At 30.8% G+C, this 19,656-nt stretch carries 15 protein-coding genes; all 15 read left to right on the forward strand.

All coding sequences use genetic code 11. The annotated features are described in order from the left end of the window. The first annotated feature begins 112 nt into the window (after positions 1–112). The 15 genes from ACJDU8_RS03320 (at position 113) to ACJDU8_RS03390 (ending at position 19,472) form a co-directional block, all read left to right on the forward strand. Entirely contained in the window at positions 113–1,966 is a 1,854-nt protein-coding gene (locus ACJDU8_RS03320; protein WP_406790726.1) for a polysaccharide biosynthesis protein, read from the forward strand. A gap of 319 nt (positions 1,967–2,285) precedes the next feature. After that, a complete protein-coding gene (locus tag ACJDU8_RS03325) occupies positions 2,286–3,602 on the forward strand; it encodes a nucleotide sugar dehydrogenase (protein WP_406790727.1) in 1,317 nt (438 codons plus the stop codon). Between the two features lie 67 nt (positions 3,603–3,669). Further along, positions 3,670–4,776: a Gfo/Idh/MocA family protein gene (locus tag ACJDU8_RS03330; protein ID WP_406790728.1), complete on the forward strand. Its 1,107-nt coding sequence runs from the start codon at positions 3,670–3,672 to the stop codon at positions 4,774–4,776. Between the two features lie 112 nt (positions 4,777–4,888). Next, positions 4,889–5,977, forward strand: coding sequence for a glycosyltransferase (locus tag ACJDU8_RS03335; protein ID WP_406790729.1), 1,089 nt, complete (start codon positions 4,889–4,891; stop codon positions 5,975–5,977). Beyond that, the gene (locus ACJDU8_RS03340) at positions 5,970–7,418 is read left to right on the forward strand and encodes an O-antigen ligase family protein (protein WP_406790730.1); all 1,449 of its coding nucleotides are present in this window, start codon (positions 5,970–5,972) and stop codon (positions 7,416–7,418) included. Before ACJDU8_RS03335 ends, ACJDU8_RS03340 begins: the two co-directional genes overlap by 8 nt. Beyond that, positions 7,411–8,955: a murein biosynthesis integral membrane protein MurJ gene (murJ, locus tag ACJDU8_RS03345; RefSeq protein ID WP_406790731.1), complete on the forward strand. Its 1,545-nt coding sequence runs from the start codon at positions 7,411–7,413 to the stop codon at positions 8,953–8,955. The genes ACJDU8_RS03340 and murJ (ACJDU8_RS03345) overlap by 8 nt, the downstream gene beginning before the upstream one ends. Beyond that, positions 8,956–9,981, forward strand: a complete 1,026-nt coding sequence (locus ACJDU8_RS03350) for a glycosyltransferase family 2 protein (RefSeq protein ID WP_406790732.1) — start codon at positions 8,956–8,958, stop codon at positions 9,979–9,981. It begins immediately after the preceding gene. Positions 9,982–10,071: 90 nt separating this feature from the next. Further along, complete coding sequence (locus ACJDU8_RS03355; protein ID WP_406790733.1) at positions 10,072–11,334, forward strand: O-antigen ligase family protein; 1,263 nt, start codon at positions 10,072–10,074, stop codon at positions 11,332–11,334. A 49-nt stretch (positions 11,335–11,383) separates the two neighbouring features. Continuing rightward, positions 11,384–13,450, forward strand: coding sequence for a cell wall-binding repeat-containing protein (locus ACJDU8_RS03360; RefSeq protein WP_406790734.1), 2,067 nt, complete (start codon positions 11,384–11,386; stop codon positions 13,448–13,450). An 88-nt stretch (positions 13,451–13,538) separates the two neighbouring features. Beyond that, complete coding sequence (locus tag ACJDU8_RS03365) at positions 13,539–14,285, forward strand: N-acetyltransferase (RefSeq protein WP_406790735.1); 747 nt, start codon at positions 13,539–13,541, stop codon at positions 14,283–14,285. A gap of 26 nt (positions 14,286–14,311) precedes the next feature. Then, the gene (locus tag ACJDU8_RS03370) at positions 14,312–15,424 is read left to right on the forward strand and encodes a glycosyltransferase family 4 protein (protein WP_406790736.1); all 1,113 of its coding nucleotides are present in this window, start codon (positions 14,312–14,314) and stop codon (positions 15,422–15,424) included. Between the two features lie 14 nt (positions 15,425–15,438). Beyond that, a complete protein-coding gene (gene murJ / locus ACJDU8_RS03375; RefSeq protein ID WP_406790737.1) occupies positions 15,439–16,989 on the forward strand; it encodes a murein biosynthesis integral membrane protein MurJ in 1,551 nt (516 codons plus the stop codon). A 50-nt stretch (positions 16,990–17,039) separates the two neighbouring features. Then, positions 17,040–18,014, forward strand: coding sequence for an acyltransferase (locus ACJDU8_RS03380; protein WP_406790738.1), 975 nt, complete (start codon positions 17,040–17,042; stop codon positions 18,012–18,014). A gap of 83 nt (positions 18,015–18,097) precedes the next feature. Then, complete coding sequence (locus ACJDU8_RS03385) at positions 18,098–18,751, forward strand: sugar transferase (protein ID WP_406790739.1); 654 nt, start codon at positions 18,098–18,100, stop codon at positions 18,749–18,751. Position 18,752: 1 nt separating this feature from the next. Then, positions 18,753–19,472, forward strand: a complete 720-nt coding sequence (locus ACJDU8_RS03390) for a WecB/TagA/CpsF family glycosyltransferase (protein ID WP_406790740.1) — start codon at positions 18,753–18,755, stop codon at positions 19,470–19,472. The last annotated feature ends 184 nt before the right edge of the window (positions 19,473–19,656 follow it).

The following is a 19,656-nucleotide window of genomic DNA, read 5'->3' on the forward strand; positions in this document are numbered from 1 at the left end:
AATATAAGATATATATAAAATCAGCTGCACCTAAAAAATATATTGAATAATTTTTTCTATGATGTAAAATAGATGAAGAGAGTTTTAATCTATTATTTAGGGAAGTGTTAGCGTGGAAAAGGATAAAAAGCTAATAGGATATGATGTGATTTTCCTTATAGTTTCCTTGTATTTTGCTTTATTATTAAGGTTTGATTTTAATATACCCTCGGAATACATGGTATTTTTAAGGATGTCTATTATTCCTGTGGTAATTATAACACTAATAGCTAATAAATTTTTTAAATTATACAATAGCATTTGGAAATATGCATCTATTGAAGAATTGATGTCTATTATATATTCCGTATCACTAGCTAATATTGCTTTCATAATATATAGTTATTTTGTGAATTACAAATTTTTGGAAAACAGATATTTTAGATTCCCATTTTCAGTGCATATAATTTTTTGGATTTTATCGGTAATTGCTTTAGGGGGAACAAGGTTTACTTATAGAATTGTTGAAAGCAATAAAGGAGATAAAGTTACAGAAGATATAGATAAGAAATTATTAATAATTGGAGCAGGAGATGCTTCAGCCCTGTTAATAAAAGAGATAAAAGGACATAAAGATTTAAATTACGATATAGTAGGGCTTATAGATGATGATCCATTAAAAAAAGGAAAATTCATAAATGGCATAGAGGTTATGGGTACCAGAGAAAGGATAGTAGATGTTTGTAGGAAAAAAGGTGTAGAAGAGATAATACTTTCTATTCCCTCAGCAGACGTACAGGTAAAAAGAGAAATTGTTAATATATGCAAGGATACAAAGTGCAAATTAAAGACTATTCCGGGTCTTTATGAATTAATAGATGGTAAAGTGAATATTACAAAACTAAGAGATGTAAATATTGAAGACCTACTTGGAAGAGAAGAAGTAAAACTTAATGATGAAGATATAAATAAATATATAAAAGGTAAAACAATACTTGTTACTGGTGGAGGAGGTTCTATTGGTTCTGAATTGTGCAGGCAAATAGCAAAGTTCAATCCGCAAAAATTATTAATATTAGATATATATGAAAATAATGTATATGATCTGCAAATGGAGTTGAACCGAAATAATCCAGAGTTGACCAAAGACATTATAATAGCCTCTATAAGAGATATGAAACGTATGCAGGAGATATTCCGCATACATAGACCCAATGTAGTTTTTCATGCAGCAGCACATAAGCATGTTCCCTTGATGGAGGAGAATCCTTCAGAGGCAATAAAGAACAATATAGTTGGCACTTACAATATACTAAAGTGCTGTGACAAGTTTCAGGTTAAAAAGTTTGTACAGATAAGCACGGATAAAGCGGTTAATCCTACTAATATAATGGGAGCTACAAAGAGATTTTGTGAAATTATGATTCAAGCTTTTGACAAAGTAAGTAATACAGAATATGTGGCTGTGAGGTTTGGAAATGTTTTGGGAAGCAACGGTTCTGTTATTCCGTTATTTAAAAAACAAATTGCTTATGGTGGACCAGTTACGGTTACTCATCCTGAAATTAATAGATTTTTTATGACAATACCTGAAGCAGCGCAATTAGTTATTCAGGCTGGGGCTATAGCTCATGGGGGGGAAATATTTGTGCTTGATATGGGTAAGCCGGTTAAAATCATTGATCTGGCAAGGGATTTAATAACTCTTTCTGGATATAAGCCAGATGTAGATATAAAGATTAAATATACAGGGCTAAGGCCAGGAGAGAAATTATATGAAGAGTTATTAATGAATGAATTGGCTTTGACTTCTACGGAACATAATAAAATTTTTATTGAAAAGCCTATCCAATTTGATATGGATTTTGTAGAAAAATCTATAAAACAGTTTAATGATGTGTCACAAATGAGTAAAGAAGAAGTATTTAAACTTATGGAGGAAAAGGTACCTACCTATAAAAAAAGAACAAATAAGGTGAAACTTTAAAGCAGTATTTATCCGAACGCTACCATTGCTAATACTCCCATCGCACTCTGTGAAAGCGATTCACACAAAATTAAAGATTTTGGTTCTCTGCTTTTCTATCAAAGTGGGAGATAAGCACTGCTACGCGCCTGGATAAGTGATTCTACTACTTCCTGAATTATTCACCATAATATATAAAAGTATATGCAAAAAGTCTCAAATTTGCTATGTTTGTATTGCAAATGAACTAAACAAAATGAGAGGCTTTTTATTGTTAAATCTAGATTAAAAGGGGTAATATGTAATAATTATTAGGGATTTATAGATATAGGAGGAAAAAATGTCACAGTTAAAAGAAGAATTAATGTTAAAACTGAACAATAAAAAAGCTAAGCTTGGCGTAGTCGGATTGGGCTATGTTGGTCTTCCGCTTGCAGTAGAAAAAGCAAAAGCAGGATATGAAGTTATTGGATTTGATGTTCAAGATAAAAAAGTAGACCTTGTAAATCAGGGACATAATTATATAGGAGATGTAGTAGATTCAGACCTTGAAAAGTTGGTTGAATCAGGGGTTATTAGAGCTACTACAGACTTTAGTTTTGTAAAAGATGTAGATGTAGTTTCCATATGTGTTCCTACTCCACTGGATATGTATAAACAGCCAGATATATCTTATGTAGTAAATTCAACTAAAAGTGTGGCAAAGTATTTGCATAGGGGAATGCTTGTGGTACTTGAGAGTACCACTTATCCAGGTACTACCGAAGAAGTACTAAGGCCCATACTTGAAGAGGGAGGACTAAAATGCGGGAAAGACTTTTTTCTGACTTTTTCACCGGAAAGGGTAGATCCTGGCAATAAGAAATATAAAACCAAGAACACACCAAAGGTAGTAGGAGGATGCACCCCCGAATGTACAGAGGTGGCAGCCACTTTATATAGAAATATATTAGAAAGTGAAATATATACTGTATCTTCGCCAGCTGTAGCAGAAATGGAAAAAATACTAGAAAATACATTTAGAAATATAAATATAGGCCTTGCAAATGAAATGGCAATATTATGTAAGAGAATGGGTATAGATGTGTGGGAAGTAATAGATGCAGCTAAAACTAAACCTTATGGATTTATGGCATTTTATCCGGGTCCAGGACTTGGAGGACACTGCATACCGCTAGATCCATTCTATTTATCATGGAAAGCAAGGGAGTATGATTATCATACAAGACTTATAGAAATTTCAGGGGAAATAAATGATTTTATGCCTGAATTCGTAGTAGATAATGCTATGAAACTTTTAAATGAACATAAAAAGGCAATGAATGGTTCAAAGGTTCTTCTTCTGGGAGTTGCTTATAAAAAGGATATTGATGATCCAAGAGAATCCCCTACATTAAAAGTAATAGAATATTTAGAAAAGAATGGTGCAGACATAATAGTGAATGATCCATATATACCAGAGTTCAGGCATAATGGTAAAATGTATTATTGTGTTGATTGGAGGGAAGTAATAGATAAGGCTGATATAGCTATTATAACAACTGATCACAGTTGTTATGATTATGGAGAAATTGTATCTAGGGCTAAGATAGTATATGACACAAGAAATGCTACTAAGGATGTTAAGAATAATAGAGAAAAGATTCACAAATTATAATATATTGAAGAAATAAAAAGATAAGTTCCTGTGGCTTATCTTATTCTAAAGTTAAGGAGTGTTTTACGTGAAAAAACTAAAGTTTGCCATTATAGGCTGTGGGAGAATTTCATACAAACATGTAGAGGCTTTGGTTGCTAATAAAGAGGAGGCCATTTTGGCAGCTGTTTGTGATATAGCTGAAGAAAAAGCTGAAGAAAAAAGAAAAGAATACATAACAAAGATAGGACAAAAGATAGAGTTGGGTATATATACAGACTACAAAAAAATGCTGGAAAAAGAAGATATAGATGTAGTAGCTATAGCTACTGAAAGTGGTTATCATCCGGAAATAGCTGTATATTGCATGAATATGAAAAAGCATGTCATAGTAGAAAAGCCAATGGCGCTATCTATTGAGGATGCGGATAGAATGATAAAATGTGGAAAAAATAATAATGTTAAACTATGTGTGAGTCATCAAAATAGATTCAATAAATCAATCCAACAGCTAAGAGGTGCTGTTGAGGAGAATAGATTTGGGAGATTAATTAATGGTACAGCTAGAATCCTATGGAATAGAAATATGGGATACTATGAACAAGCACCGTGGAGAGGAACATGGGAACTTGATGGTGGAACATTAATGAACCAGTGTATACATAATATAGACTTACTTCAATGGATGATGGGTGGAGAAATAGATACAGTGTATGCCCAGTGTGATACATTTTTAAGAGACATAGAGGCTGAAGATTTTGGGGCAATAATTGTAAGATTTAAAAATGGAGCAATAGGATTGGTAGAAGGGACGGCTTGCGTATATCCAAAAAATTTGGAGGAAACTTTAAGTATATTCGGCGAGACAGGAACAGTATGCATTGGAGGTCTTGCAGTAAATAAAATAGAAACATGGAGATTCGCGGATCATAAAGATAATGAAAGTGAAATATTAAAGCTACAGGAGGGGGATCCAGACAACGTATATGGTTTTGGTCACAATCCTCTATTTAAAGATGTTATAGATGCTATTAATAACAATAGGGAACCTCTTATAAATGGAGAAGAAGGTAAAAAAGGTATGTCTATAATTCTTGCTGCTTATAAATCAAGGCTTACTGGAATGCCGGTAAAATTTCCTTTAGAAAACTTCTCTACTATGGATATGCATGGAGTAAGTAAAATACATCAGTAGATTTTTATTTATTAATTGTTAATAAAAAATATATATTTTTGTGTTAAAATTCTATTGTTTTAAAATTTAATTAAACTTCCAGAGTTTAGCAGCTATTTTGTGGGGTGAATTCATGGCTAAGATATGTTTTTTGGCAGATGTGGATAGTATACATACGAGAAAATGGGTAGATTATTTCTCGAATTTTAACAATGAAATATTTATAATCTCTATGAGAGATACAAATTATAAGTATAGAAAAAATGTTAAGGTAATAATTATAGAGCCGCCTTTTAAGAGTAAACTTTCTTATTTTTTTATTGTGAAACAAATTAAAAAGCTGATATTTGAAATAAAGCCGGACATATTACACAGCCATTATGCTACAAGTTATGGCCTGTATGGAAGAATGAGTGGATACCATCCTTTTATAATTTCAGTATGGGGCAGCGATGTATATGAATTTCCAAGGTCTAATAGTTTAAAAGCCAAACTTTTAAGTTATATTCTAAATGGCGCAGATGCTGTATGCTCAACTAGTGCTGATATGGCTAAAGAAACAGGAAAGTACTGCAGTAAAAAGGAAATAACTATAACTCCATTTGGTGTAGATATAGATAAATTTAATGTTAAAGTTCCTGTTTTAAAAAATGAATATGTAACTATTGGTGTAATCAAGAACCTACATAAGATATATGGCATAGAATATTTAGTTAAAGCCTTTGAAGCTTTATTAAAAGAGACAAATAAAGATATAAGATTGATGATAATTGGGCATGGAAGCGAGAGGGGCAACCTTGAAAAGCTCTGTGATGATTTAAAGATAAGCTCAAAGGTAACTTTTACCGGAAATATAGATAATACAAAGGTGTCTGACTATATAAATAGAATGGATATTGTATGTATACCTTCTTTGAGTGAAAGTTTTGGCGTAGCGGCTGTAGAAGCTTGTGCCTGTGGGAGACCGGTAGTGTCTACTAATGTTGGAGGGCTAAAAGAAATAGTATTTGATGACTATAATGGATATACTGTGGATCCGTGCAATAGTGAGCTGCTAAAAGAAAAGCTAAAAATACTTATAGAAAATGAAGATAAAGTTAAAAGTTTTTCTGTAAATGCAAGAAAGCTAGTGGAAGAAAAATATAATTGGATTGAAAATGCAAGAATAATGAAAAATTTGTACGATAAAATTGCCACAACGGGGGGAACAATGGATGGTTGAACTTAGAAAGAAAAGTAGCTTTTATCTTCTGATAGTTTTTATTTTTCTTTTAATATCTTCTATAGTTAATAAGAATTACATAATAAATGCACTGTTTCTGTTATGTATAGTTGCAGCGTGTATTTTAACAAAGGCTGATAGTTTATATGAAAATCTATATTATACTCTTCTAGTTTCAAGTATTTTTGAGTATGCATCATATTTTCCTAAGCTTGAAAAATTGTATTATTTTCATATTATATTAGCTGTATGCGCTGGCATTACCTTTTTTAAGGTATTAAAAAATAATAATAAATTGAGAATAATAAATAAAAAATTATTGGGATTTTACATAATATGGTTTATTTATATAGCTCTAAGTTTTATTTGGTCAAAGAACAAATCGTTAAATATTAAATATATAGTAATTTATGCTATGATGTTTACTTTTGTTTTTATAATAGCTATATTTAATGATTCTAAGGAAAAGTTTTACAATACGCTTAAAGTAGTAGGGTTTGTATTTTTGTTCACAGTAGTTATAGGTATGATAGAAGCGGTAACAGGAACCCAATTACCGGTAAAACATTATTATGACAGCATTTTATATAAACTTACTTTGAAGGAATTAATGGTACTAGAAAGCAGACCAGTAGTATTCTTCTTTAATACTAATAATTATGCTACGTTTTTAGGTATGGGCATCCCGTTTATATTATACTTATTTTATTATGCAAAGAATATGGTGATAAAATCACTTTATGGATTAGCAGCAATACTTACCTTTACAGCACTAGTACTTACAAACTCAAGATCTAATATTTTAGCAATATGTTTAATGATGATTGTTTTTGTGCTAGTTCTTTTAAAAGAAGGAAAACTGAAGGCCCTAATCTATCCGTTAATAATAGCTGTAGCATTTACAGGTATATACAAGTATAGTTATAAGTTGGTTAGACATGGAACTGAGTATGAACAAAAAATGATAGAAAAAATGGGCAGTATAGCTAAAATTGGCAGTGCTAAAATAGGTGAAGAAGGTTCTGAGAATGTAAGGGCAACTATAATATATGATGTGGTTAATGGAGTAGTAAAAAATAAGAGGATTCTTGGATTTGGAGCTGGCAATACAATTCAATACTTGATGGATGAGGGTAATACCCATGAAATTTATAGTGTTCATGGACTTGCAACAGAAATACTTGGGGACTTTGGAGTATTTAGTATACTTTATGGAGTATTTTATTTATATTTGCTTTACAATTTATTAATAATTGCATTGAAGAAAAGTTACATAGATAAGTGTATTGCATACTCTTTATTTACATCTTTGATTGGATTTACTATAGGAAGTTTTTCGCCAAGTTCTGTAACATATTTTTTACCTAATTACTTATTATTTGCACTAAGTATTTCATTCATACAAACTAATAGAATAAAGGGTAAGATAGGATATGAGTAACAAAAATAAGATAGCAACTACTGCTGGATTAATTGTAGCTTGTACTTTTGCAAGCAAGTTTCTTGGACTTTTAAGAGATAGCATAACTGCAGCGAAATTTGATGCGGGGAACTTAGATGCCTTTTTTCAAGCATCTAATGTTCCAATGGTATTATTTATAATGATTGGCGCAGCTATTACAACTACCCTAATCCCTTTCTATAATGAAAAGCTGAAGGATGGCAAGAAAGAAGCTGTAGAATTTATAAACAATGTATTAAATGTTTTTATAATAGTTACCGCAGTAATATCTGCTGCATGTATAATCTTTAGCGGACCTATAGTTGAACTTTTAAACCCAGGGTTTACTGGTGAAAAGCTTATATTTACACGAAAGCTTACTAATATACTTATACCTACGCTTATATTTAATGCTGTTATTTATATATTTAATGCAGTACTTCAATCTGAGGGTAACTTTACAATACCAGCTTTAGTGGCACTGCCATTAAATATAATTACAATAGGATATCTCATATTTTTTGGGGGTAAGCATGGTGTAGTAGGGCTTACAGTTATAACTTTTATAGCAACCTTTGCACAAATAATTCCTCAGATCCTAGCTATGAAAAGGCTGGGATTTAAATATAGTTTTAAAGTAAATTTTAAAGATCCTCTATTAATAAAGATGTCCTTAATGCTTATACCTGTTATTTTTGGTACAGGTGTTCAACAGATAAATACTTTTATTGAAAGAGCGCAGGCCACTCATTTTGGAGAAGGTGCTCCTACGTCCTTAAACTATGCTTACAGAGTCTTTGCACTTTTTGTGGATATTTTTGTAATGACTATAGCAACTATCATATATCCTAAAATGGCCAGGCAAACCGCGAGAAATGAAATAAATGGAATGAAGGACACATTAAGCAAATCTTTAGGAACTTTAATACTTATGATACTTCCAATGTCTTTTATTGTTATAATGCAAAGTAGACCTATAGTATATATTTTATTTCAAAGAGGTGCTTTTAAGGAACAATTGACTATACAAACTTCAATTCTTTTGGGGTGTTATTCTTTAGGGTTTTTGGCTTTTGGCATGAGGGACTTTGTCTGTAAAGCTTACTATACCTTAAAGGATACTAGGAGTCCTATGATTAATAGTGCCATAGCCATGTGTGTCAATATAGTTTTGATTTTTATATTTAAGAGCCTTATTGGAATTAATGGATTGGCATTGGCAAATGCTACATCTATGTATATAGCTTGTGGGCTTCTTATTTATACATTGACTAGAAAAATAGGCAGTATAAATGGCAAATATATAATAAATACAGCTGTTAAGACAATAGCAGCATCAATACCTATGATTATAACTATAAAATTATTGAATAGTATTCTAGGGTTAACCTATAATTCTACCATTTTAATTTTTCTGAAGATAGCTGTATCTTCTTTAGGTGGATTAGTAGTATTTATTATATTTGCTTTAATAATTGGAATAGAACAACTTAAAGAAATAAAAAAATTGGTGATAAATAGAGTTATTAAAAGGTAGGTGAACAGTGTGAATACTGTTTCTATAATTATTCCATGTAGAAATGAACAAAATTACATAGGAAAATGTTTAGATTCTTTTGTAAATCAAACTTATCCAAAGCAGTGCTTTGAAGTTTTTGTATGTGATGGAATGTCTACAGATAAAACAAGGACTATAGTCAAGGAATATGAAAAAAAGTATGGCAACATAAAGCTGTTGGATAACCTGGGATTAACTGCACCTAAGGGAATGAATTTAGGAATAAAAAAGAGTACGGCAGACATTGTAGTAATTTTTGGTGCACATGCATTTGCAGACAAAGATTTTATAAAATACAATGTAGAAGCATTGGAAAAGAGGGGAATAGGCTGTGCAGGGGGACCTATTGAGACTATAAGTGAAGATGATAAGGGAACTGCAATAGCTTTAGCTATGAGTTCACCTTTTGGAGTTGGAAATGCCCTTTTTAGATATGCACAAAAAGAAACTTTTGTAGATACTGTGGCTTTCGGAGCATATAGAAAGGAGACCTTAGAAAAAATAGGATACTTTGACGAGGAGTTAGTAAGAAATCAAGATGATGAACTTAATTATAGGGTTGTAAAGAGTGGCTGCAAGGTATTGTTGACACCTAAAGTAAGATCCTACTACTATAGTAGATCATCTCTTAGTAAATTATGGAAGCAATATTATCAATATGGATTTTGGAAAGTTAGAGTTATGCAGAAACACGGAAAGCCAGCATCCTTGAGGCACCTGATTCCTATGATTTTTGTTGCTGCTAATCTGCTTGGTATAATACTTGGCATTTTTGTTAAGCCAATTTTGTATATTTGGCTATTAGAAGTATTATTGTATTTTATATGCAGTATATGGGCCTCAATGAAGGTTTCTAAGGGAAAAATTAACTTATTTAAGTATATGCCCCTGATATTTCCTATATTACATTTAAGCTATGGTATAGGATTTATAGAGGGTTTGTTCAGCTTTTATGTATTAAAATCCAATAAGGCTGTAGAGAAAAATACAAAGATGTCCAGATAAGTAATTGGGCTAAGGAAGAAGCCAGATTTTTGCAGCTTGAATGGTATTATAGTTGCTTAATAAGTTCATTTTAAAAGTGGAGGTGATAGGTTGATAATATATGATATTTTAATTTATATGATGACTTGTTTATATATAATAGCTAATCCTTTCATTGAATATAAAGTTCAAATAAAAGGTATGAATGTTTCTGGTGGCGACATAGTGCTATTTATAATTTTTTTCATGTATGTATTGAAAATAATTATTTCTAAAGCAGCTAGATCAAGATTTGTTGCTGGGTTAGTGAATTTCTTTACAGATTATCTTAGTTTATTTATGTTCGGGTTATTGCTGGTAATGGCTGTATCTGTAACCTACGCAGCAGAAAGAGGATTAGCTATATCTGAAACTTTCAGATTTGCCACTTACATAATCTTATTTTTTATAATTAAATATGAGTTTAATCATAGTAAATATGTAAAAGGGTTCATAAATTCTTATATATTTTCAGTAACAATCATGAGCATATTTGGAATATATCAATATTTTACAGGTTTTGGATTGAATAAAAATTTTATAAAGACAGATGGTTTTCTGGGAAGGCCAAGGATAACAGTTTCTCTAGATAATGCTAATAACTTCGGAGCATTTCTAATACTAGCTATTTTTCCTATAATAATGCTTACACTGTATGAAAAATCTCTAAAAAATAAGGTTTTTTATGGCCTGCTTTCAGCTTCTTTACTTTGTAATATAATTTTCAGCTATTCTCGTAATGCTATGTTAGGATTTGTCATAGGAATTATAGTTTTAGCAATAATATTTAGCTGGAGACTTATTTTCCCTATTTTAATTATGGGAGGAGTGGGATTTTTGATTCCTCAAATAGGAGATAGAGTCAGAGAGATAGGCAGTAGTGCTGAAAATTATACAAGATTAAAATTGTGGAAAACAGCCTGGTATATGATAAAAGAACATCCTTTATTTGGCGTAGGAAATGGAAATTTCGTTAGTTACTATGATAGTTATGTTGCTAAATATCATGAACTCTATATCTATTATGAGTATAAAAGGTTCCCATGTCATAATTCTTACTTAAAAATACAAAGTGAACTAGGTATTCCAGGAAGTGTGCTTTTTATAGGTATTTTAATAGCTTCATTAAATAAGGTTAAAAATATCATTAGTTCTGTGGAAGATGAATTTTATAGATACTTTTACATTGGTTTTGTTTGTTCAATGTTGGCATTCTTGTTTATGAATTTATCAGATAATCTATTCTTTGTACCTAAAACCACAGCATGTTTTTGGTTTGTATTAGCCATAGGCGAGGCAATGATGTTTGGAAATAAAGAAAAAATATTCAGTTAGTATTTTACATAGTAAATAACATAATATACTTAAGTGGAGGATAACTAGTATGGTAAAGACAAATATTAAAATAAATCTTAAATTTCAAGTTTTTCTTTTAGCACTTTTTATGGCTGTAAACTTTGAAATTTTTGTATATGGTAAGTCTACTAAAGTATATGCTGCTTCAAATAGAACTATCTATGTATCAACAAAGGGAAATGATAAGAATCAAGGAAGTGAATCTAGTCCATTTGCAACAATACAACGTGGGTTGGATGAATTGCAGCCTGGTGATACCCTTCTAATCAGGGGAGGAGTTTATCATGAGACTACAGATGTTTTTGATAAAAATGGTTCTTCAGATGGATGGTATACAGTAAAGAATTATCCTAATGAGGATGTTACCATGACAGGAGATTATAAAATTAACTGGGGTGGTAAAACAGCTCCTGATGCTATAACCTTCAGGAACAGTTCCTATTGGAGAATTCAAGGCATAAAAATGACTCAGTATACTGGAGCAGGAATATACATAACCCAGGCATCAAAATATATTGAAATGTCTGATTTAACTATATGGGATTTGGATTACCCTACTTATAGGCCTTATGGGACTTCTGGTATTGATGGAGAAGGTTCTAGTTACTGCACAGTTAAAAACTGTCATATTTATAATGTAGGACTTGAAGTGGATAGACCCAAGGATCATGGTATATACATAGGTTATGGAGCATATAATTGGACTTTTGATAGCAACAATATACATGATAATGCTGGGGCGGCTATCCAGTTATATGGACAGCCAAATGGTGGAAGCAACTGCTTGATTATAAATAATCGTTTGTATGATAATCATGCGTATGGACTAGCTATAGGTTCTAATGCAGTAAATAATAAAATTATCAATAATATGTTTTATGGTAATCGTTGGTGTGATGTATATATGTTAGAGGCAGCTACAAATAATTGGTTCAAAACAAATTTGTTTCTTACAGCACAGAGTAATTACAATGTCCAGCTGACAGATGCTACATCTGTAGATAACTCTTTTGATTATAACACTTACTATAAATCGAACGGATATGTAGTTAACAGATACGATAAAACTTTGAACTATCCTGAGTGGCAGTCATATTCAGAAGAACAGTCAGGAAGATACTTGAGTGAACCAGATGAAGCACAGCAGGCTACTGATAATTGGGCTCCGTTAAAGCAAAAAGAACTTACAAGCAGAAGATTAAGTGGTTCAGACAGGTTTGAAACTGCAAAAAGTATAGCAGAAGAATATAATATGAATCTTGTTAATAATGTAATAATTACATCAGGATACAGTTTTACTAATGCATTAAGCGGCAGTGTACTAGCAAAAAAGTTGGATGCACCTATACTTCTGTCAGGAAGAAATGATTCGGAAAATCAAAGTGCACTAGAATATATACAGTCACATTTAAATAAAAGTGGTATGATATATATATTAGGTAATGAGGGAGATATAAATGAGAACATAATAATAGCTCTGAAAACATTAGGTTATACTAATATTAAAATACTTCCAGACGGAGAAAAATATGGAGCTGTAAAGGCCATAAATGATGAAATCAATGCTTCTAATGGCACTCCGGTAATTATAGCTTCTGGCAATAGTTTTGCAGATGGACTTAGTGTTTCTGCCCTAGCTGCATCTAAGGGATATCCCATAATACTTTCGGATACATATAGTTTACCAAGTGAATCCCAAGAGACTATAGCAAAAATAAAGCCTTCCAAGATTTATATAATTGGGGGTACAGGAGTGATATCAGATACTGTAAAAGATAATATAAAAAAATTAACTGGAATTTCAGAGGAGGATATTTCTAGAGTTGGAGGAAATGATAGGTATGGAACATCTCTAAATATAGCTAGATATTTTAAAATGGATGGAAATACCGTTATTTTAGCTTCGGGGTTAGATTTTCCAGATGCACTTGCAGGAAGTGTTTTAGGAGCGAAACTTAATGCACCTATAATTCTTATAAGTAATAATAACTATGAACAAAAGCAATACATAGACACAGCTCAGTATATCAATGAAATAATACTTGGTGGTAATAGTTCTGTTAGTGAATATACTGGCCAAAACCTGGCAAAATAGACACGGTAATTTTATCCTTATCTATACTTTTTACTATTACATTTAAGTGTAATTATTTGAAATATTAAAATAGGAGGTTCAGACTGACATGGGTGAGAATTATATATCTAACACTTCCAAAGTTGGAGATAATGTAGTCATAGGCAAATTTGTAGTTATTGAGGATGAAGTAACTATAGGGGATAATTGTATAATAGGTCATAATGTAGTGATACGCAGAGGAAGTAAAATTGGCCATAATGTAAGAATAGATGATAATACTGTAATTGGAAAAGAACCTATGAGATCTGTAAATAGTATATTCAAAGATGAAAAAGAATCTTATCCGGCCTTAATAAGTGATGACTGTCTCATAGGTGCGGGAGTTATAATATACTGTGGATGTAACATAGGACAGCACACCTTAATTGCTGATTTAGCTACAGTGAGGGAAAATGTTGTAGTGGGAAATAAAACAATAATAGGTAGAGGGGCGGCTGTAGAGAATTTCTGCAGGATAGGTTCCAATTGTAAAATTGAAACTAACGTATATATTACTGCATACTCAGAAATTGAAGATAATGTTTTTATTGCCCCGGGAGTTGTAACTTCAAATGATAACTTTGCTGCCAGATCTAAAGAAAGGTATAAGCATTTTAAGGGTGTTACTGTTAGAAAAGGGGGAAGAATAGGGGCTCAGGCTACTATCCTTCCAGGAAAAATTATAGAGGAAGATGGATTTGTGGCAGCTGGAAGTGTAGTTACAAAAAATGTAGAAAGCCAAAATATAGTTGCAGGAAATCCTGCCAGAAAACTTAAAAAAGTTCCTGAAGATCAACTTCTTAAAAATCAATAGTAAATTTACACTTGATAATAGGGGAGGTGACGCATATTAGAGTACTACAGGTTATATCGGCAAATGATACCGGAGGTGGAGGAGTTCATGTACTAAATTTGGCTTTTTATTCACAAAATGTATTTCACTGTACTATTGGAACCATAGGTGAAGGGGAACTGTATGAAAAAAGTAAAAGTTTAAAAATAGATACAGTAAAATTCAAAAAAAATCCTACTTATGGCAAAGATATAATGGAATATATAATGCAAAATCAAATTGATATTGTAAATTTTCATGGTGCAAAGGCTTTTTTTATTTACTATTTACTGCGAAACAAAATAACAGTACCTGCAGTGGCCACAGTTCACAGTAATTATAAAAAGGATTTTTTGAATAATAAAATAAAATATTTATTTTATACTCCCCTAAGTTCCATAAGTCTAAAAAAATTCAAATACTATATTTGTGTATCTAATTACCTGAAAAATTTACTGGAAAAAAATAATTTTAAAGGTGAAAAATTTATAGTAACTAATGGGATAGATTTTCACAATATAAATATAAAATGTAATAGAGAAAATATAAGAAAAAAATATGGAATTTTAAAAGATGACTTTGTATATGTGAATGTAGCTAGGATGCACCCTATAAAAAACCAGATATCTCTTATAAAGGCATTTAATCTCCTAAGAAGTTACGTGCAAAATGTAAAACTGCTTATAGTAGGAGATGGACCTATGGAAAAAGAGTTGAGAAAAAAGATTTTGCAGCTGAACTTGGAGGATAATGTAATACTTGCAGGATATAAACCTAATGCAATAGATTTTATCAATGCAGGTGAAGTTGGAATTTTAACTTCTTTTAACGAGGGAGGGGCACCTCCTATAGTGTTACTTGAAAGTGCAGCAGTAAAGAAGTTTTTTATAGCTCCAGATGTGGGAAGCATAGGAAAAGTTATGGATAAAGGCTCAGTTCTTCTGGTAAATCCTGTATCTGAAGAAGATATATACCGCAAGATGAAAGAGGTTTATGATAAAAGAGATGAAATTTCGCTAATGGGGCAGAATTTATATAATGCTTCAGTATCAAAATTTTCTATAGATAACTTTTGTAGAAAATATTTAGAAGCATATACTGAGGTACTTTCAGAAAAATAGTTGGAGTGAAAATAATGACAGGAAAAAAAGTAATAAAGAGTTCTGTTATAGTTATGCTTTTAATAATTGTAGGGAAAATTTTAGCACTAGTAAGAGATGCCCTTATAGCTGCAAAATTTGGGGCAACTTATACTACAGATATATATAATTTTTCACTGGGCATAGTATATCTTCTTACTACTGTAAGTTATGGACTTACTACTACCTTTATACCTTTACACTGGGAACACATTGAAAACAGTAATAAAAAGGAAAGAAATAATTTTGTAAATAATATTATAAATATATCATCTATTTTTACTATAATTATGACTATTTTTCTTATAGTGTTTTCAAAACAAATAATATATATTTTTGCACATGGTTTTACATATAATAATTTAGTATTTAACCAATCTGTTGAAATTGTCAGAATATTACTTTTGTCTTTAATATTTGTGACTCTTCAAAGTGTAGTTACAGGAGTACTCCAATCTCATAAAAACTTTTATGAACCAGCTGCTATGGCTTTAATGTCTAATTTAGTTTACATAATATATTTGGTGTTTTTAACTTCTAAATATGGAATGAAGGGGTTTGCTGCAGCAACAGTAGTGGGGTTTTTCATCCAATTTGTAATAAATTTGCCTAAATATAAGAAGCTTGGATATAGTTATAAGTTTATATTAAATTTTAAAGATAAATATGCAGTACAGATGTTTAAATTGATGATACCTGTGGTTATAAGTACTTCACTGATTCAGTTAAATGTTTTTGTAAACAGGTCTTTTGCAACTAATATATATTTTGGAGCAGTTACGGTTTTAGACTATGCCAACAAGGTAAATACTCTGGCCTATGAGGTTTTTGCTATTGGAATAGCCATGATAGTATATCCAACTTTATCTGAACTGGCAGTTAAAAATAATAGTTTTGAATATAAAAAAGCTCTTGTAACTTCTATAAATACTATAATGATAATAATGATACCAGCAGCAGTTGCCATAGGCATGCTAAGACATCCTCTTGTAAATATAATTTTTAGAAGAGGAGCATTCACTTTACATGCTGCCAATTTAACCTCTAGTGCGCTGTTTTTTTATTGCCCTGCCATGATAGCCTATGGAATAAGGGATATTTTAAACAAAGCTTTTTATTCTATTAAAGATGTAAAAACTCCCATGATAAATAGTTTTATAGGAATAGGTTTAAACATAATTATAAATTTTTTTGTAATAAAATATATGCAAGTGTCGGGACTTGCATTAGCCACATCTATATCTGCTATCATAACTACTTTACTTATGATGTGGAAGTTAAATAAAAAATTGCAGGGAATAAAACTTAGAGGAGTGTTTTTTAGCTTTTTGAAAATAAGTTTTTGTTCAGTTATAATGGGTATATGTATATATATTATAAACAATATATGCATGAATATAGTTTCTTCCATTATGATAGGCAGTCTGATTTCTATACTTTTGTCTTTTATATTTGGCAGCATAATTTATTTTGTATGTCTGTATTTTTTTAAAGTGGAAGGTTTTAAGTATTTAGTTGATGGATTTAAAATAAAAATTTTTAAATAAGTTATTATGTAAAGAAGGTGGCAGAGATTATTAAAAGGCGTATTTTAGAAATGGATATAATAAGGGCAGTTGCCATAGTGGCAGTAATAATACTGCATGTTTCTGCAACTGCACTTTACCAATGTAAGCCTTATTCTACTACTTATAATATAACATTTTTATTAAATCAGCTTTCAAGATTTTCTGTTCCTGCATTTATAATTATTTCGGGAATGGGATTAACTATAAATTATAAGGAAAATTTCAGTTATTCAAAATTTATAGTTAAAAGATTCTTAAAAGTTGTACCTCAATATGTGGTGTGGTGTGTTCTGTATATATTAATTATAACTAAGAATTTTAATATATATGGTGATTTAAATGATATGGTATATGGAAATGTATTTTATCATTTTTATTTCGTACCTTTAATTATAGAATTTTATGTTATATTTCCTCTTATATATAGGTTTATAGGGAAAAGGTGGTGGCTTTTTTTTAGCCTTTCTATTACCTTGTTTTTTTTGATATATAGCTATTATTTCAAAGTAATAACTCCAGAACAGTGGTTTTGGAATAAAAAAAATTTATTTTACTGGCTTTTCTATTTTTCTCTGGGAGGATATATGGGAAAAAATATTGATAGTATTTCTGAAAAGTTAAATAAACACAGAATTATAATTTGTATTATGTTCTTGTTTTCTATTTTTGTAATGCTGTGTGATTTGGTATTAAAAAATCAGTATAATAAAGGTATAGATTATATTACCACTTTTCAACGTCCGGCAGTACTTATTTATTCACTGTTTTTTATACTTTTTATATTTAGCTTTAGATGGAAAAAAGGATTTTTTATGGATATAATAAGGTATATATCTAATACTTCCTATGATATTTATTTATCTCAGGCCGGCATAATATATCTATATGGACAATATTATACGGCAAAATATGGACAGATGGGAAATTTACATTTTATCTTAAGTGCCTTTATAGTTACACTTATAGGTGCTGTACTTTTAAATGAAGTGAAAAAATTACTGTGAGGAAAACATAAAAAACAAATAAATAGTTAAGGTAGGTGAACATATAGGTTCTGTAAATTATATTTTTTACAGAGCATAAGATTATGAAAGCAGAAGATATAAAAATAGATTTACATGAGGATATAAAACATAAAATGGTGCAATTTTTTTTAAAGAGAGTATTAGATTTCATAATTTCACTTATAGGAATAATTATATTAAGTATAGTGTTTATAATATTAGGTATATGGATAAAGTTGGACTCAAAAGGACCTGCTATATTTAAACAAATTAGAGTAGGCAAAAACGGCAAGGAATTTAAAATATATAAGTTTAGGACTATGATAGTAGATGCAGAGAAAAAAATGAGCTTAAATATAGAACCTGGAAATTTAGAAAATTTCATATTCCAAAGTAGAAATGACAATAGAATTACTAAATCTGGAGCTTTCTTGAGAAAAACCAGTTTGGATGAAATTCCCCAATTATTTAATGTACTGCTTGGAAATATGAGCCTAGTTGGACCGAGACCTGAGATACCAGATGTGGTTAAATTTTATCCTGATGCATATAAACAAAGACTTCTAGTTACACCTGGAATAACTGGATTAGCTCAGATTAGTGGCAGAGGGGAAATAGAACTTGGGAAGACTGTCTATTATGATTTAACCTATATAAAGAATTTTTCACTATGGATGGATATAAAAATTTTATTTAAAACAGTTTTTTCTGTATTTAAAAGTGAAGGTGCATTTTAATATGTTTACAAGAATATTAAAATATAATGTGTTTAATGGAAGTAAAGTAGAATTTTTAAAGTACATAGAAGGAATTTTTAAAGTAAATATAGTATCAGGCAATCCGGAAATTTTATATAATGGACTTAATAACAGTATGCTTTTTAAAAGTTTCACCTCAAAAAGCACTGTAATAATCCCGGATGGACTAGGTACCATACTAGCTTCAAGGATGGTAAAGTCGCCTGTGAAAGAGAAAATAGCAGGCATAGAAGTAATGGAATCCATAATAAAAAAATGTCATAAAGAAGGCAGAGCAATATATCTTTTGGGAGCGAGACAAAGTATACTGGAGGACTGTATTAAAAATTTAACGAATAAGTATCCTAATTTAAATATAGCTGGAAGCCATAATGGATATTTTGATTTACACAATTGCCAAGATATAATTTTGGATATAAAAAAAAGTAAAGCTTATGCTTTATTTGTGGCTATGGGTTCACCTCGGCAGGACATTTTTATAGCTGAAAATATGGATATTCTCCCTTGTAAAGTATATATGGGAGTAGGGGGGAGTTTTGATATTTTTTCGGGAAAAGTTAAGAGAGCTCCAAGATGGATGATAAAGCTAGGATTTGAATGGCTATATAGGGTTTGCAAAGAACCATGGAGAATAAAAAGGCTTTCTTCCATACCTAAATTTTTGTTAAAGGTTATGCTCTATAATAAAAAATTTAGTTAAGAATTAAGAATTAAAAGTGAAGAGTTAAGGAAAATTTTTCTCCGGTTTCCTACGAAAAATTCTGGAATACAGTACCAGAACCATTAAAGCTTTGCTTCAATGGTTCTGCATTTTAGATTTTCTGAAGCGGAGCAGAAGAAAATCCTCCTTAACTTTTAACTATTAACCTTTAACTCTTAACTTA

This window comes from Candidatus Clostridium eludens, from assembly GCF_045310515.1.
Lineage (GTDB): Bacteria > Bacillota > Clostridia > Clostridiales > Clostridiaceae > Clostridium_B > Clostridium_B eludens.

What these genes read in the sequence shown, in the direction of transcription:
- murJ (WP_406790737.1), top strand. Translation starts at nt 15,439, where the DNA reads ATGACAGGAAAAAAAGTAATAAAGAGTTCTGTTATAGTTATGCTTTTA.
- ACJDU8_RS03365 (WP_406790735.1), top strand. Translation starts at nt 13,539, where the DNA reads ATGGGTGAGAATTATATATCTAACACTTCCAAAGTTGGAGATAATGTA.
- ACJDU8_RS03360 (WP_406790734.1), top strand. Translation starts at nt 11,384, where the DNA reads ATGGTAAAGACAAATATTAAAATAAATCTTAAATTTCAAGTTTTTCTT.
- ACJDU8_RS03385 (WP_406790739.1), top strand. Translation starts at nt 18,098, where the DNA reads ATGAAAGCAGAAGATATAAAAATAGATTTACATGAGGATATAAAACAT.
- ACJDU8_RS03325 (WP_406790727.1), top strand. Translation starts at nt 2,286, where the DNA reads ATGTCACAGTTAAAAGAAGAATTAATGTTAAAACTGAACAATAAAAAA.
- ACJDU8_RS03335 (WP_406790729.1), top strand. Translation starts at nt 4,889, where the DNA reads ATGGCTAAGATATGTTTTTTGGCAGATGTGGATAGTATACATACGAGA.
- ACJDU8_RS03390 (WP_406790740.1), top strand. Translation starts at nt 18,753, where the DNA reads ATGTTTACAAGAATATTAAAATATAATGTGTTTAATGGAAGTAAAGTA.
- murJ (WP_406790731.1), top strand. Translation starts at nt 7,411, where the DNA reads ATGAGTAACAAAAATAAGATAGCAACTACTGCTGGATTAATTGTAGCT.
- ACJDU8_RS03380 (WP_406790738.1), top strand. Translation starts at nt 17,040, where the DNA reads ATGGATATAATAAGGGCAGTTGCCATAGTGGCAGTAATAATACTGCAT.
- ACJDU8_RS03340 (WP_406790730.1), top strand. Translation starts at nt 5,970, where the DNA reads ATGGTTGAACTTAGAAAGAAAAGTAGCTTTTATCTTCTGATAGTTTTT.